Origin of the sequence: Rhizobium binae, from assembly GCF_017357225.1 — a bacterium.
Classification (GTDB): Bacteria; Pseudomonadota; Alphaproteobacteria; order Rhizobiales; family Rhizobiaceae; genus Rhizobium; species Rhizobium binae.
This window is the reverse complement of sequence record NZ_CP071604.1, coordinates 1,685,344-1,699,467: the sequence shown is the minus strand read 5'-3', so window position 1 is coordinate 1,699,467 and position 14,124 is coordinate 1,685,344. Positions and strand designations below refer to the sequence as shown.

Below are 14,124 nucleotides of genomic sequence, written 5' to 3'. Positions count from 1 at the left end.
TGCCAAACGCGCTGTCGATTAAGCGAATAGCGAATGGCGAATAGCGAGTAGTTTCGTTCGGTCTCATCATTTCTCCTGGAGACTCCGTATCAGCGCTCGAATCATCCGTCCGATTTCGTCGCACTTTTCGGTCATCTGCCTGAACCCAGCCTCATCGATCAGACCAATGCGATGAGAGATGAGCATATGCGTTTCCAATTCTTTCAACGAACCCTGGGAGATGCGCAGAAACTGAATGAAACTTCCCGTGACCTCACGTCCGTGTCCTTCAGCGATGTTGGCAGCAATCGAACCTGCCGCCCTGCGTATCTGAGCTGTAAGACCATAAATCTCCTCCTTCGGAAATCTTCCGGTCAGTTGATAGCAATCCACCGCAAGATCGATTGCCATCTGCCAGACCTTTAGATCTTTGTAGGATTTTATCGTCTGTCGCCCTTCCACTATTCGCTATTCGCTACTCACTATTCGCCTTACTGCTTCGCCTTCTCATCACCCGGCAGAACATACTCAGTTCCTTCCCAGGGCGACATGAAATCGAAGTTGCGGAATTCCTGCTTGAGTTCCACCGGTTCGTACACGACACGTTTTGCCGCGTCGTCGTAACGGACCTCGACGAAACCTGTCGTCGGGAAGTCCTTGCGCAGCGGATGGCCTTCGAAGCCGTAATCAGTCAGGATGCGGCGCAGGTCCGGATGACCGGTGAAGAGCACGCCGTACATGTCCCAAGTTTCGCGTTCGAACCAGTCGGCGCCCGGATAGACGGCGCAGGCCGAAGGAATGGGCGCATCCTCATCGGTCGCAACCTTGACGCGGATACGCAAGTTCTGCTTCGGCGACAGCAGATGATAGACGACATCGAAGCGCAATTCGCGCTGCGGCCAGTCGACACCGCAAATATCGATCAGGTTGACGAAACCGCATTTGGCGTCGTCGCGCAGGAAGGTCAGAAGCGGGATCAGGTTTTCACCCGTCGCCGTCAGCGTCAGTTCGCCATACTTCAGCTGCGATGCGGCAATCAGATTGCCGCGCGCTTCGCCAAGGTAGGACGCAAGCTCAGTCAGGGCTTCACTCATATGCCTTGTCCTTAACCCTTAGCGTTCGATCGTGCCGGTGCGTCGGATCTTCTTCTGCAGCAGAAGCACGCCGTAGAGCAGCGCTTCCGCCGTGGGGGGACAGCCCGGCACGTAGATATCGATCGGCACGACGCGGTCGCAGCCGCGCACCACGGAATAGGAATAGTGATAGTAGCCGCCGCCATTGGCGCAGGACCCCATCGAGATGACGTAGCGCGGCTCGGGCATCTGGTCGTAGACCTTGCGCAGAGCGGGCGCCATCTTGTTGGTCAGCGTGCCGGCGACGATCATCACGTCGGACTGGCGCGGCGAGGCGCGCGGCGCGAAGCCGAAGCGCTCGACGTCATAACGCGGCATCGACAGCTGCATCATTTCGACGGCGCAGCAGGCAAGGCCGAAGGTCATCCACATAAGTGAGCCGGTACGCGCCCAGTTGATCAGCTCGTCGGTCGAGGTGACGAGGAAACCCTTGTCGGCGAGCTCGTTGTTGATCTCGCCGAAGAAGGCGTCATTGCTGCCGATCGGCTTGCCGGTCGACGGATCGATGATCCCCTTCGGCTGCTGGGCGACGAGCGGCTGATTGCTCACAGGGGTCACTCCCATTCCAGGGCTCCCTTTTTCCATTCATAGATAAAGCCGATGGTCAGCACCAAGAGGAAGACCATCATGGACCAGAAGCCGAACCAGCCGATGGCGCCGAAGGAAACGGCCCAGGGGAAGAGGAAGGCGACTTCGAGGTCGAAGATGATGAAGAGGATCGACACGAGGTAGAAGCGGATGTCGAACTTCATGCGGGCATCGTCGAAAGCGTTGAAGCCGCATTCGTAAGCCGAGAGCTTTTCCGAATCGGGCGCTTTAAAAGCCACGGCGAACGGCGCAATGAGCAGCGCCAGGCCGATGACAAGCGCGATACCAATGAAGATAGCGATCGGAATATAGGAACTGAGCAGTTCAGTCATCATGTTCATCCTTGCTTGCCGGAGGCGCCAGGCGGCGCTTTTGGGCAATTGCCCGGCAAGCGAACGTGCGTTGCAACAAGCCGTGGTTAGCGCAGCCGAAGCCCCGGCGCAAGACTTTTACAGAGGCAATTCGACGCGCCGCGCGCGGACATTATCAAGCAGATGCAACGATGTCGCGACAAATCCGCAGACGCTGATTCAAGCTGCATGCCTGACCTCTGGAAACTGCATGGCTTTCGGAAGGAAATGGCGCGAGTGACGGGGCTCGAACCCGCGACCTCCGGCGTGACAGGCCGGCACTCTAACCGACTGAGCTACACCCGCGCATCATGGACGGAAGAACCGGACAGCGGCGACTTAACGCCTCTTTTTGAAATGGCGCGAGTGACGGGGCTCGAACCCGCGACCTCCGGCGTGACAGGCCGGCACTCTAACCGACTGAGCTACACCCGCACTTCATTTCAAGCTATCCGGATGCCTTCGCACCCTCACCAAAACGGCTGCCCGTTTCGATGAGCGGCTAACTACGGGGTTCGCCTTTTAGTGTCAAGCAGGTTTGGAGACAAAACCATGACAGTCGTTGAATTGTTGCGGCAAAGACCCTGCAACATGAATGAAAAGCCGGCAATTCAGTTTGCCGCTGCGGCACGGACGCCCGATCGATGCCGACGACACGGTCGAAGCCGACATGTCCGCCGCCTTCCATTCCCCTTTATCCACACCCCCGCCACTCCCGATCGGCGCCGCGAAGAGAGGGACTACCGCCAAAAAAATCAAAAAATCTTCACAAACACTCTTGCGATTTTGCCGCGATCCGCATAGATCACGGCCACCACCGCGGCAGGCCGATCCGGCTTCGCAAGCGATGGGCGATTAGCTCAGTTGGTAGAGCGCCTCGTTTACACCGAGGATGTCGGGAGTTCGAGTCTCTCATCGCCCACCATTTCTTCTCCCGTTAAGTCAATAACTAAGTGATATCGCGGGCTCGCAGACCGACGCCCGGCGCTCCTTCGTGCCCATGTTCGAGGCGGATTCGGAAGAAATTTCGGTGCAACAAGGCGCAACGTCCGGCCGATCCTGATGCGCTTGCCTCTGAGACCTCTACCAAAATGGACTACTCCGGCCGCAGCCCCGCCTCCGATTGGGCGAATGGATGCGGGGCGGCAAAAGTGGGAATATTCGCCGCCCGGAAAGTCTCCGCGCTTGACGGTTTCTCACGCCTGGAGGGGTGTCATGAGAACTCTCTGCTCCGTATTGACACTGTGCATCGCGATTGCCGTTGGCGCGCCAAGTCCCACCTATGTCAACCTGCCTGGCTATGCATTCAGGACGAAACCGAACTGCCAGCGCCACAAACCAAAGACGCAATTTGACGCGAGGTGCGACTGGCCGAGATTGGGCTTCAAGGACTTTACGCCGCCGCTTGTGACCGTGCTTGGGATCTGAAGACGTTCAGCGCCCGGATGCGCCTGGCAGCCCGAGGGTATTCATCCCCTTGCCAGTTCCTTGTCCACCGCCGAAACCAGCCGCGAATCATCCGGCGTCACGTCAGGCGCGAATCGGGCCGCCACCTTGCCGTCGCGGCCGATCAGGAATTTCTCGAAGTTCCAGAGAATATCGTCCTCGTCACCGGCTGATATGCCATGGGATTTCAGGCGCTCGCGCATCGGGCCGTCGCCGGTCGTCTTCACGCCGGATTTGGTCAGCTGCCGGTAAAGCGGGTGCTGGGCCTCGCCCTTGACCGAGATCTTCGAGAAGATCGGGAAGGTGACATCATAGGTGCTGGTGCAGAAATCGAGGATCTCGGCGTCGGTGCCGGGCTCCTGGCCCTTGAAGTCGTTGGCGGGGAAAGCGGCAACGACGAAGCCGCGTCCGCGCTTTTCGCTGTAGAGTTTTTCAAGTCCCTCATATTGCGGCGTGAGCCCGCATTTCGAGGCGACGTTGACGATCAAGAGCACCCTGCGCTTGTATTCGTTGAGTGCGGTTTCACGACCATCCGCAGTCTTGACCGGGATATCCAGCACATTGCCCGTCACGGGAACCTCCAATTTCATAAGGATAATTGCGGCGAGCTTAGCGATCTCGCTGCCATTGTCATCAGTCGCGCGATCAACTCGGCGTCAGCGTTCCCCGGTGTCGCCCCTTTGGTAACACCGGGGGCAGCCGGTCAGGCGGGCGAGGTTTCCCTTACGTCATCGAGCAGGAAATGGACGACGAGATAATCCGTCTTGTAGTGGCGGCCGCTGTCCGAGACCGATTCGATGCTGCCGCCATCCTTCGGATGCCAGGGATGGTAGTGCGGGTTGGTGGTGATGAGCGTGATGGCCTTGCCGGCGAATTGTCCCTCGCCCAGCCGGAAGCGCATCTCGGCCAGCGGCCAGATTCGCTCGTAATCTTCCGTGGCGATGCGCGCTTTCAGCGCCTTCCTGTGCAGCGGCGCTTCGCCGGCGCCGGGCGCGGCGGACGATTCCAGCATCACCTCTTCGGCATCAGCAATGATGGCATTGAACTCTTCAGGCCACATCCGTCTCATGAAATCGCTCCTCCCAGGGCTCTTTCGTCAGTCCACAGTCGAAACTTAACGCTTTGTCGGAAAGAAGCAAATTCTTGTCACGCCGTTGTCATCCACACCGGCTGCTCCTACCTTCCCTTCAACCGCATCAGGGCCGCTAGCCGCCCCAATCCCGAGATCAGAGATGAAGACACGTGAAGAAAGGCAGGCGCTCAGGGCCAGCATGCCGCGCACCCCGCTCAGCGCCCACCACATGGAAAACGCCCGGCTGCTGCCGGATCGCGGCGAGCTGCTCTACCGGATCCCGAACGGCGGAATCGGCGTCGAAGTGGGAGCGGCCTTCGGCGAATATACGGCGGAGATTCTGGAAAAGAACCGCCCGGCGCAGCTCTATCTGATCGATCCCTGGTCGATGGACCGCTACAGCTCCGGCCTCGATTCGATCCACACGCAGTTCGCGGCCGAGATCGCGGCCGGGCGGCTGCATCTGATGCAGGGCACGTCGCTCGAAAAGCTGGCCGAGTTCGCGGACGATTTTCTCGACTGGGCCTATATCGATACCGACCATTCCTTCGAGCTCACCTGGCAGGAGCTCCTGCTCTGCGACAAGAAGGTGAAGCGGACGGGGCGTATTGCCGGTCATGATTTCTGCACCGGCAACACGGTCAAGCCGATCGTCTACGGGGTCGTCGAGGCGGTTACCAAATTCTGCAAGGATTACGGCTGGCAATTCGAATTCCTGACGGTCGAATCACACGCGCATTTTTCCTATTGCCTGAAGCGGCTCTGATCAGCTCATGCCTTGCCGGTATATTGCTCGTCACTGACATGCTCCATCCAGTCGACATGCTTGCCGTCGAATGCTTCATGAATGGCGATATGGGTCATCGCCGTGTCCGGGGAAGCACCGTGCCAATGTTTCTCTCCGGGGGCGAACCAAACGGTGTCGCCCGCGCGGATTTCGCGGATTTCCTCACCCCAGCTCTGTGCAAGCCCCTTACCCGAGGTGACGAGCAGCGTCTGGCCGAGCGGATGCGTATGCCAGGCCGTGCGGGCGCCCGGTTCGAAGGTGACGGAGGTTGCCCGCACCCGGGCGGGCGCCGGCGGCTCGATCAGCGGGTCCTGGCGGACGGCGCCGGTGAAATAATCGGCCGGCGGTTTCATCGATGGGCGAGAGCCGGCGGGTGTGATCTCCATGATCTTTCCTTTCCATCCATTGCGTTGAAGCCTTGTAACCTGACGATATTTCATCGAGGCGACCGATCAAGGTCGGATCGGCAATTGCCGCATAGCCGCCCGGCTGATAGGCCAATATCTTTCATCACCTGGAGGATTTCGTCATGAAACACCATGCTTTCGGTCGCATGCCCTTCACCGTCACCAATGTCGGCTTCGGCGCCTGGCAGATCGGCGGCTCCTGGGGCGATATCAGCGAAGCGGACGGGCGCGCGGCGCTGAATGCCGCGCTCGATGCCGGCATGACCTTCATCGATACGGCCGACGTCTATGGCGACGGCCGCTCGGAAAGAATCATTGCCGACGTGCTGACGACGCGTGGCGGCGAGCGCCCGATGGTCGCCACCAAGGCAGGCCGGCGACTCAATCCCCATGTCGCCGAAGGTTATACCAAGGCGAACCTCGAAGGATTTATCGACCGCAGCCTCAAGAACCTTTCCGTCGACAGCCTCGACCTCGTGCAGCTGCACTGCCCGCCGCGCGAGGTGTTCTATCAGCCCGAGGTCTTCGACAGCCTCGAGGCACTGCAGAAAGCGGGCAAGATCAAGGGTTACGGCGTCAGCGTCGAAAAGGTCGAAGACGGGCTGAAGGCGATCGAATATCCCGGCGTCGTCAGCATCCAGATCATCTACAACATCTTCCGCCAGCGCCCCGACCACCTGTTCTTTGCCGAGGCACGCCGCAGGAATGTGGCGATCATCGCCCGCGTGCCGCTGGCCAGCGGTCTGCTCTCCGGCAAGATCACCCGCGAGACGCATTTTGCCAGCGACGACCATCGCAACTTCAATCGCCACGGCCAAGCCTTCGATGTCGGCGAGACCTTTGCCGGCGTGCCTTTCGACGTCGGCCTGCAGGCGGTCGAAGAGGTGCGCAGGCTGGTGCCCGCGGGCGTGGCGATGGCCGCCTTCGCACTGCGCTGGATTCTGATGAGCGACGCCGTCACCGTCGTCATCCCCGGCGCCCGCAATGGCGAACAGGCGCGAGCCAACGCGGCGGCGGCCGATCTGGCGCCGCTAGCAGCCGACGTCATGGCGGCAACGCGCGAGATTTATGCGCGGCTGATCGCGCCGCATGTACATCAGCGCTGGTAGGGCTGGAGCTGCTTCTTTGTGGAGGCTGCGGCAAGCATCAATGAATCGCCCCTTGCTGAAGGCCTCAGGCCTCTCCTCCTCCATGCGCGGCCTTGAGCCGAGCATGCACCCCGCACGCGTGAGAGGCCGCAGCATGGATCCTCTGCTCACGGCAGCTCACGGCCGAGGATGACGGAGTGTGGGGTATCGTCCATGCCAAACTCCAACTTGCACCCGCAAGCTGTTGGAATTGCTCCAGCATCTCGCCTCCTGTCAATCGCGTCTCCCACCCTCTGTCATACTCGGGCTTGACCCAGGGCTTGACCCGAACATCCACGCCGAAGCCCTCTGCTTTCCAAATGTTCTTCAGTCGGATGCCCTCGCCTTCCCGCGAATGCGGACACCCCATGGTTCCTCGGAAAAAGAGAGGCCGGGCTTTCGCCCGGCCTCTTCCGTCTATCCCTCTATGACACCTCAGTTCGTCGCGCTGAGATCCACCGGGAAGAAGAGCGTCTCGCCGGAGGAATCGCTGACGCCGTCATTGTCGGTGACGGCGTAGGGCTTGCCGGAGGCGTCGAAGGTGAAGCCTTCGAGCTTGTCGAGCACATAGCCGTTGGTCGCGCTCTTGAGTTCGCCGAGGAAGTCGTGGGCTTCGATCTTCTTGACGACCGGCAGTTCGCCGCCGAGCTTGGCGGGCTTCAATTCCGAGATCGCCACCTTGTAGAGCTTCTTCAGCTTGGCGGCGTCGCCGACGAGGTTGTCGCGCTCGATGATGTAGACGCTGTCGCCCTGAGCCGAGATTTCCGACAGGCCAACCCAGCCGCTTTCCGTCTTGTCGAGCGGGTAGCGCACGGCGCCCCATTCCTTCTTCTTCGGGTTGTAGGAGACGAGCTTGACGAAGCCCTTCTCGTCGTCGTTCCATTCACGCTGGACCGCCATCCAGAGCGTGGCATCGTCACCGGTGCCGACAATGGTGACACCTTCGAAACCGAAGCGGATTTCATTGGCGGCGAGCTCCTTCGGCAGGGCGATCTCAGCCTTGATGTCGCCCTTGGCATTGACGTTGTAGAGGGCGTGCGGGACGAGACGCTCGCTGTAGCCTTCCGAGGCCAGCCAGAAGGAGCCGTCGGCGGCAACCGCAATGCCTTCGATGTCGAGTTTCTGGGCCGGGGCGCCGTCACGCTTGACCACGAGTGCATCGGTGATGACGGCCGGCTTCTTGCTGGCATCGATCGTATAGATCGTCGGCTGCGAGCCGAGAAAGCTGTCGCTGACGGCGTAGAGCATTCCCGGTTTCCCGGGAACGGCAGCGAGACCGGAAAGGGCTGCGAAGCCGATCGGATTGCCGTCCTTGTCGGCGGAGACGATCTTCGGATAGGCTTTCTCGCCTTCCGAACGCTCGTAGATCATCACATGCGAGCGTGTGCCGCCGTCCTTGCCGAGGTCGAGTTCGTTGGCGGTGGCAAAGAGATTGCGCGCAGGGATGGCAATCCCGCCTTCCGGCGAAATGCCGGACGGCAACAGCTGCACGAGTTCGGGATCGGCGCCGGTATCCTTATAGACGCCGACGACCGAGGCGCGCTCGGCGAGCAGGAAGAAATACTGGTCGTCGCCGAACTTGGCGGCTTCGAGCCCTTCCGGCTCGACGCCCTTCGATCCCGAACGGCTTTCCGGATAGTGGCCGATATGGGCGACGGCGCGTTCGAAGGATGCGCCGGATTCGTAGAGAAGCTTGCCTGTCTTGTCGAAGATGGTGAAGCCGCGCGAGCCGCCCTGGTAATCGCCTTCATTGGCGATGATAAGGCGGTTGTCGTCCAGCCACTTCACGGCGTCGGGCTCGCGCAGCACGCCCTTGGATTCGCCGCTGAATTTCAGGGCGCCGTCCCGCTTGGTGTCGATGCCGGTGAGATCGACGCTGCCGGCGGAGAAATGCGTTTTCACCTGAGCCGTATTGGCGTCGATGATGACGATCTCGTTGTTCTCCTGCAGCGTCAGGGCGATATCGTTCTGACTGTTGAAGGCGACGAATTCCGGCTCCGGATCCTCAGGGGCAACGCCGGCGAGGCCGGTCAGCGCCACGTGCTTGATGGTGCCGCAATCGACCGTGCCGTTTTTGACCCGGAAGACGACGAGGTCACCGGCCGGCATCTGCGGGATCTTGCCGTCATTGACCTCTTCGTCACGCTCGTTCTCGATCGCTATGGCACCGAGCGTCTTGTCCTTGTTGAGAGCGATCGAATCCGGCTGGCCGCCGAGGTCGCACGTGTTTTCGATCTTCTTCGTCGCCACGTCGACGATCGCCAGACGGCCCGCGGGCTTCGCCTTGCTCTCGGAGGTGTTGACGGCGACGAGTGCCTTGCCGGCACTCGAGGTGACCGACGTCGGCTCACCGTCCATCATCAGCGCGCCGCCGGCCTTCGGCGCCTTGGCCTCGGTGATATCGATGAAGCCGATCGCGCCGAGCGGGCTGTCGCTGTAGATCAGCGTCTTGCCGTCGTCAGTCGCAGTGATGATTTCAGCGGACGTCGCAGAAAGCTTGTCCTTGTCGTCAGGCAGATTCTGCGCGACCGGAAAGGAAGCGACTCGGTTGAAAACCTGTTCGGCTGCGGCCGGAAAGGCAACGGATGCGAGAAGTACGGCAGCAAGCACTGCCTTGCGCGATGAAATTGTCATGAAATCCCCCAAGCGTGTCGAACATACGAAACAATGGATTTTCTGAGGGACCGGCATGACAGAGGCATGACAGAAGCGGCATTTTGTACCAGACAATTTCAGGCGGGTTTCCGCTCCTTGCGCATCTCGTTCCTCATGATGAAGAGCGAAGCGGAGAGAATGAGCGCCGCGCCCAGCCAGAGGTAACCCGCAGGCGCATAGTCGAAGAACAGCCAGCCGGCGAGCACGTTGAGCGGCAGCTTCAGATCGTCGAACGGCTGCACATAGGCAGCGTCGGCACTGGCATAGGCAAGGGTCAGCAGATATTGCGCCATAACCGTCAGGAGGCCTGCTAGAAGGAAGAGAGCAAGCGTCGCCCCCATCGGCACGGCAAAGCCAGCGGCAAGCGCCAGCCCGCCGTTGATCGGCGTCAGCAGCACCAGCAGCCAGACGGTGATCGTCTCCGGCTTCTCAATGCCGGTCAAGCTCTTGGTGATTAGTGAAGAGGCGCCCCAGAGCAGCGCCGAGAGTACCGGCAGCAAGGCTGCCCAGGTGAAGCTGTCGGACCATGGCTGCAGGATGATCATCGCTCCGGCAAAGCCGACGGCGGTTGCCGCCCAGCGGGCGGTGCCGACGCGCTCGCCGAGGAACAGGCGGGCGCCGAGGATGATGAAGAAAGGCGAGGTCATGACCAGCGCAATCGCCTGCCAGATCGGCACCGCGGCAAGGCCGGAAACCCATGCCTCGACGCCGAGGGCGGCAAAGACCACGCGCACGACATGCCTCCAGGGATAGCTGGTGCTCATGGCCGAAAGGCCGGCCTTGCGCAGGAAGGGCAAGGAGAAAATAAAGGCGAAGGCATATTGCCAGAAGGCCGCCGAGGCCGGGGGAAAGGCGAGCTTCATGGTCAGCCACTGGGTGACGACGTTGAGGAGCGAAAAGGCCACGCCTCCGAGCACCATGAAGGTTGCGCCGGCAAGGGCGCGGGATTGCGAGACTGCAAGAGAGTTCTGATTCATGTCTTTTATCCAGAATAGGAACCAACATAAATCAGGACGCATGAGGCGACGACACGCTGAGGCTGGCAGTCACCTGCCCGCACGCGGCCATGCTCATTCTCTTTCATCCGGACTATACCGTCGGCTCCGGAATCGCACCGGATCTGCTGACCCCTCCCTAGCCAAGACCTGGGAAGGCGCTCGCGGGCTCGGGCCGCAGCCCTTACCGCCGGTGGGGAGTTTCACCCCGCCCTGAGAACGGCTCTGTTCGTAAAACAAAGTTCGGTATGCGGCAAGGGGCGATAAGAAAAGGGGCCCGGCAAAGCCGAACCCCTCTCAAAAACCCTGCACAGCCGGTCTCGTTTACGGCTGGCGGATAATCTCAAATCAGCCGTTGACGGCGTCCTTCAGGCCCTTGCCGGGCGTGAACTTCGGCACGTTGCGAGCCGGAATATCGACTTCAGCGCCGGTGGACGGGTTGCGGCCCTTCGATGCGGCGCGATGAGAAACGGTGAAGCTGCCGAACCCTGCGAGGCGGATGTCGCCCTTGTTCTTGAGTTCAGCCTGGACAACGTCGAAAACCGCGTCGACAGCGGAAGCCGCGTCAGACTTCGTCAGTCCTGCCTTTTCGGCCACTGCGGACACGAGTTCATTCTTGTTCATGTTTCCACCCCTTTCTAAATGGTATGAAACGACTCAAATGTAAGCTAGGCGCAGAATAGGTTTCATCAGGCCCGCCGGGAACCCAAAAGCCCTGCAAATCAAGGAAAAGCAAGCGTCTCCATGACGTTTTCACAAAAAAGGCTGGCGTTTCCGCCAGCCTTTTTGCGTCTTTTGCGCTAAATGGGCATAAATGTGGCAAGCGCCACTCAATGCGCTATGGTTGCGCCCGTGTCATCAAGGCCTTCGACCGATGTGATCACAGGCGTTTCCACCGTGCCATCCCACTCGATCGGCTCGGGCCGGCGGATCAGCGCGTGCTTGATGACCTCGCCCATCCGGGAGACCGGAATGATCTCCATGCTGTTCTTCACGTTGTCAGGAATCTCCGCCAGGTCCTTGGCGTTTTCTTCCGGAATCAGCACCTTCTTGATGCCGCCGCGAAGCGCTGCAAGCAGCTTTTCCTTGAGACCGCCGATCGGCAGCACACGGCCGCGAAGGGTGATTTCACCGGTCATGGCCACGTGTTTGTTGACCGGGATGCCGGTCATGATCGAAACGATGGCGGTCGCCATGGCGACACCGGCCGAGGGGCCGTCCTTCGGCGTCGCGCCTTCCGGCACGTGCACGTGGATGTCGTTCTTTTCGAACATCGGCGGTTCGATGCCGAAATCGACGGCGCGCGAGCGGACATAGGAGGCCGCCGCCGAGATCGATTCCTTCATGACGTCCTTCAGATTGCCGGTGACCGTCATGCGGCCCTTGCCCGGCATCATCACGCCTTCGATGGTCAGCAGCTCGCCGCCGACTTCCGTCCAGGCCAGACCGGTGACGACGCCGACCTGATCCTCGCCCTCGGCTTCGCCGTGGCGGAAGCGCGGGACGCCCAGGTAATCGGCGATGTTGGCGGCCGTCACGTGAACGGACTTCGTCTTACCCTTGATGATCTCGGTGACCGCCTTGCGGGCGAGCTTCATCAATTCGCGTTCGAAGCTGCGGACACCGGCTTCGCGGGTATACTGCTGGCTGATCGCCATCAGGGCATCGTCGCTGACCGAAAATTCTTCCGGCTGCAACGCGTGTTCCTTGATGGCCTTCGGCAGCAGGTGCCGCTTGGCGATCTCGCGCTTTTCATCCTCGGTGTAGCCGGCGATACGGATGATTTCCATGCGATCCATCAGCGGCGCCGGAATGTTCAGCGTATTCGCGGTCGTGATGAACATCACGTCGGACAGGTCGTATTCGACTTCCAGGTAATGGTCCATGAAGGTCGAGTTCTGCGCCGGATCGAGCACTTCGAGCAGGGCCGAGGACGGATCGCCGCGGAAGTCCATGCCCATCTTGTCGATCTCGTCGAGCAGGAAGAGCGGGTTGGACTTCTTCGCCTTCTTCATCGACTGGATGACCTTGCCGGGCATCGAGCCGATATAGGTGCGGCGGTGACCGCGGATTTCGGCTTCGTCGCGAACGCCGCCGAGCGCCATGCGGACATACTCACGGCCGGTCGCCTTGGCGATCGACTGGGCCAGCGAGGTCTTGCCGACGCCCGGAGGGCCGACGAGGCAGAGGATCGGGCCTTTGATCTTGGTGGCACGGGCCTGCACGGCCAGATATTCGACGATGCGCTCCTTGACCTTGTCGAGACCGAAGTGATCGGCTTCGAGGATATTTTCGGCATTGTTGAGATCGGCCTTGATCTTCGACTTCTTGCCCCAGGGAATGCCGAGCAGCCAGTCCAGATAATTGCGCACGACGGTGGCTTCGGCCGACATCGGGCTCATCTGACGCAGCTTCTTCAGCTCCGCATCGGCCTTTTCACGGGCCTCCTTGGAGAGCTTGGTCTTGGCGATGCGCTCTTCCAGTTCGCTCATCTCGTCGCGGCCTTCCTCGCCGTCGCCGAGCTCCTTCTGGATCGCCTTCATCTGCTCATTGAGGTAGTACTCGCGCTGGGTCTTCTCCATCTGACGTTTGACGCGCGAGCGGATGCGCTTTTCGACCTGCAGGACCGAAATCTCGCCTTCCATGAAGCCGAGGGCCTTTTCGAGGCGCTGCTTGACGCTGGTGGTTTCCAGCATCTCCTGCTTCTCGGTGATCTTGATCGACAGATGCGAGGCGACCGTATCGGCGAGCTTGGAATAGTCGTCGATCTGGCTGGCAGCGCCGACCACTTCGGGCGAAATCTTCTTGTTGAGTTTCACATAGCTCTCGAATTCGGAAACGACCGAGCGCGACAAAGCTTCCAGCTCGACCGGATCGTCATGGGGCTCCTCGAGCACATGGCCGAGTGCCTCGTAGAAATCCTCGCGGCTGGTGTAGGTGTCGATCTCGGCGCGAGCGCGGCCTTCGACGAGAACCTTGACGGTGCCGTCGGGCAGCTTCAGGAGCTGCAGCACGTTGGCCACCGTGCCGACATTGTGAATCGCCGAAGGGTCCGGATCATCGTCGCTGGCGTTGATCTGCGTCACCAGCATGATCTGCTTGTCCGAGCCCATGACCTCTTCGAGCGCACGGATCGATTTTTCCCGTCCGACGAACAGCGGCACGATCATATGCGGGAACACCACGATGTCGCGCAAAGGTAAAACAGGGTAGGCAGTGCTGCTCGCTACAGACGTTTTCTTCGTCATTTTTTTGTCCTTTCCATCGTCCCGTTACCGGGCTCTCTGCACGGCCGCTTGGGACCGGCCGGCTCTCACTTGGCTCTACAAGTGGAGGTTCTGACTACGCTTTTCAAGCCACGCTAACGCCCGCGTTCCCCGGATGTGACAGCTTTATTACAACGGAACGCAAACACTATGAAGCGCGTGGCTGGACCGGCGCTTACCACTTCCGACCAGGCTAAAATACAACGCCGGCAACAGGCTTACGAGATCATCGCATCATTGCCAAGCATCACCCTTGCACAACATCGGCAAAGGCATATCCGGTCCCCACGGCAAATACTAACAGCGCCTCGCATGGTTT

14 protein-coding genes, 3 tRNA genes and 1 riboswitch are annotated in these 14,124 nt (G+C 60.3%); of the genes, 4 read left to right on the top strand and 13 right to left on the bottom strand.

What is annotated here, in order from left to right; all coding sequences use genetic code 11:
- Positions 1–66: 66 nt before the first annotated feature.
- The 6 genes from J2J99_RS08220 to J2J99_RS08195 all read right to left on the bottom strand — a co-directional run bounded on the left by J2J99_RS08220 (position 67) and on the right by J2J99_RS08195 (position 2,485).
- A complete protein-coding gene (locus J2J99_RS08220; RefSeq protein ID WP_205918596.1) occupies positions 67–390 on the bottom strand; it encodes a four helix bundle protein in 324 nt (107 codons plus the stop codon).
- A gap of 80 nt (positions 391–470) precedes the next feature.
- Complete coding sequence (locus J2J99_RS08215; RefSeq protein ID WP_168294654.1) at positions 471–1,073, bottom strand: NADH-quinone oxidoreductase subunit C; 603 nt, start codon at positions 1,071–1,073, stop codon at positions 471–473.
- Positions 1,074–1,091: 18 nt separating this feature from the next.
- Entirely contained in the window at positions 1,092–1,676 is a 585-nt protein-coding gene (locus J2J99_RS08210; RefSeq protein WP_008521904.1) for a NuoB/complex I 20 kDa subunit family protein, read from the bottom strand.
- Complete coding sequence (locus J2J99_RS08205) at positions 1,667–2,032, bottom strand: NADH-quinone oxidoreductase subunit A (RefSeq protein ID WP_008521906.1); 366 nt, start codon at positions 2,030–2,032, stop codon at positions 1,667–1,669. Before J2J99_RS08205 ends, J2J99_RS08210 begins: the two co-directional genes overlap by 10 nt.
- 247 nt (positions 2,033–2,279) lie before the next feature.
- Positions 2,280–2,356 (bottom strand) — tRNA-Asp (locus J2J99_RS08200).
- A 52-nt stretch (positions 2,357–2,408) separates the two neighbouring features.
- Positions 2,409–2,485 (bottom strand) — tRNA-Asp (locus tag J2J99_RS08195).
- Positions 2,486–2,899: 414 nt separating this feature from the next.
- Here J2J99_RS08195 and J2J99_RS08190 point away from each other — a divergent pair.
- Both J2J99_RS08190 and J2J99_RS34565 read left to right on the top strand, forming a co-directional pair.
- Positions 2,900–2,975 (top strand) — tRNA-Val (locus tag J2J99_RS08190).
- Between the two features lie 290 nt (positions 2,976–3,265).
- On the top strand, positions 3,266–3,478 hold the full coding sequence (locus tag J2J99_RS34565) for a hypothetical protein (RefSeq protein WP_168294653.1): 213 nt from the start codon (positions 3,266–3,268) through the stop codon (positions 3,476–3,478).
- A gap of 41 nt (positions 3,479–3,519) precedes the next feature.
- On the opposite strand, the gene J2J99_RS08185 is transcribed toward J2J99_RS34565, so the two are convergent.
- Together J2J99_RS08185 and J2J99_RS08180 are read right to left on the bottom strand one after the other, a co-directional pair.
- Positions 3,520–4,068 (bottom strand): glutathione peroxidase, encoded by a 549-nt coding sequence (locus J2J99_RS08185; protein ID WP_168294652.1) that lies wholly within the window; start codon positions 4,066–4,068, stop codon positions 3,520–3,522.
- A 131-nt stretch (positions 4,069–4,199) separates the two neighbouring features.
- A complete protein-coding gene (locus tag J2J99_RS08180) occupies positions 4,200–4,565 on the bottom strand; it encodes a hypothetical protein (RefSeq protein ID WP_168294651.1) in 366 nt (121 codons plus the stop codon).
- Positions 4,566–4,728: 163 nt separating this feature from the next.
- On the opposite strand from J2J99_RS08180, the gene J2J99_RS08175 reads away from it, so the two are divergent.
- Positions 4,729–5,334 (top strand): class I SAM-dependent methyltransferase, encoded by a 606-nt coding sequence (locus J2J99_RS08175; protein ID WP_168294650.1) that lies wholly within the window; start codon positions 4,729–4,731, stop codon positions 5,332–5,334.
- 5 nt (positions 5,335–5,339) lie between these two features.
- On the opposite strand, the gene J2J99_RS08170 is transcribed toward J2J99_RS08175, so the two are convergent.
- On the bottom strand, positions 5,340–5,741 hold the full coding sequence (locus J2J99_RS08170; protein WP_168294649.1) for a (R)-mandelonitrile lyase: 402 nt from the start codon (positions 5,739–5,741) through the stop codon (positions 5,340–5,342).
- Positions 5,742–5,884: 143 nt separating this feature from the next.
- On the opposite strand from J2J99_RS08170, the gene J2J99_RS08165 reads away from it, so the two are divergent.
- A complete protein-coding gene (locus J2J99_RS08165) occupies positions 5,885–6,871 on the top strand; it encodes an aldo/keto reductase (protein WP_168294648.1) in 987 nt (328 codons plus the stop codon).
- Between the two features lie 453 nt (positions 6,872–7,324).
- Here J2J99_RS08165 and J2J99_RS08160 read toward each other — a convergent pair whose 3' ends face one another.
- The 4 genes from J2J99_RS08160 to lon form a co-directional block, all read right to left on the bottom strand.
- The gene (locus J2J99_RS08160) at positions 7,325–9,523 is read right to left on the bottom strand and encodes an esterase-like activity of phytase family protein (RefSeq protein WP_168294647.1); all 2,199 of its coding nucleotides are present in this window, start codon (positions 9,521–9,523) and stop codon (positions 7,325–7,327) included.
- A gap of 98 nt (positions 9,524–9,621) precedes the next feature.
- Complete coding sequence (locus tag J2J99_RS08155; protein ID WP_425526061.1) at positions 9,622–10,530, bottom strand: DMT family transporter; 909 nt, start codon at positions 10,528–10,530, stop codon at positions 9,622–9,624.
- A gap of 82 nt (positions 10,531–10,612) precedes the next feature.
- Positions 10,613–10,764: riboswitch (FMN riboswitch) on the bottom strand.
- 123 nt (positions 10,765–10,887) lie between these two features.
- Complete coding sequence (gene hupB / locus J2J99_RS08150; RefSeq protein ID WP_003547346.1) at positions 10,888–11,163, bottom strand: DNA-binding protein HupB; 276 nt, start codon at positions 11,161–11,163, stop codon at positions 10,888–10,890.
- Positions 11,164–11,369: 206 nt separating this feature from the next.
- Positions 11,370–13,787, bottom strand: a complete 2,418-nt coding sequence (gene lon / locus J2J99_RS08145) for an endopeptidase La (RefSeq protein ID WP_168294645.1) — start codon at positions 13,785–13,787, stop codon at positions 11,370–11,372.
- Between the last annotated feature and the right edge of the window lie 337 nt (positions 13,788–14,124).

What these genes read in the sequence shown, in the direction of transcription:
- J2J99_RS08205 (WP_008521906.1), bottom strand. Translation starts at nt 2,032, where the DNA reads ATGACTGAACTGCTCAGTTCCTATATTCCGATCGCTATCTTCATTGGT.
- hupB (WP_003547346.1), bottom strand. Translation starts at nt 11,163, where the DNA reads ATGAACAAGAATGAACTCGTGTCCGCAGTGGCCGAAAAGGCAGGACTG.
- J2J99_RS08160 (WP_168294647.1), bottom strand. Translation starts at nt 9,523, where the DNA reads ATGACAATTTCATCGCGCAAGGCAGTGCTTGCTGCCGTACTTCTCGCA.
- J2J99_RS08210 (WP_008521904.1), bottom strand. Translation starts at nt 1,676, where the DNA reads ATGGGAGTGACCCCTGTGAGCAATCAGCCGCTCGTCGCCCAGCAGCCG.
- J2J99_RS08180 (WP_168294651.1), bottom strand. Translation starts at nt 4,565, where the DNA reads ATGAGACGGATGTGGCCTGAAGAGTTCAATGCCATCATTGCTGATGCC.
- lon (WP_168294645.1), bottom strand. Translation starts at nt 13,787, where the DNA reads ATGACGAAGAAAACGTCTGTAGCGAGCAGCACTGCCTACCCTGTTTTA.
- J2J99_RS08165 (WP_168294648.1), top strand. Translation starts at nt 5,885, where the DNA reads ATGAAACACCATGCTTTCGGTCGCATGCCCTTCACCGTCACCAATGTC.
- J2J99_RS08170 (WP_168294649.1), bottom strand. Translation starts at nt 5,741, where the DNA reads ATGGAGATCACACCCGCCGGCTCTCGCCCATCGATGAAACCGCCGGCC.
- J2J99_RS08175 (WP_168294650.1), top strand. Translation starts at nt 4,729, where the DNA reads ATGAAGACACGTGAAGAAAGGCAGGCGCTCAGGGCCAGCATGCCGCGC.
- J2J99_RS34565 (WP_168294653.1), top strand. Translation starts at nt 3,266, where the DNA reads ATGAGAACTCTCTGCTCCGTATTGACACTGTGCATCGCGATTGCCGTT.
- J2J99_RS08220 (WP_205918596.1), bottom strand. Translation starts at nt 390, where the DNA reads ATGGCAATCGATCTTGCGGTGGATTGCTATCAACTGACCGGAAGATTT.
- J2J99_RS08215 (WP_168294654.1), bottom strand. Translation starts at nt 1,073, where the DNA reads ATGAGTGAAGCCCTGACTGAGCTTGCGTCCTACCTTGGCGAAGCGCGC.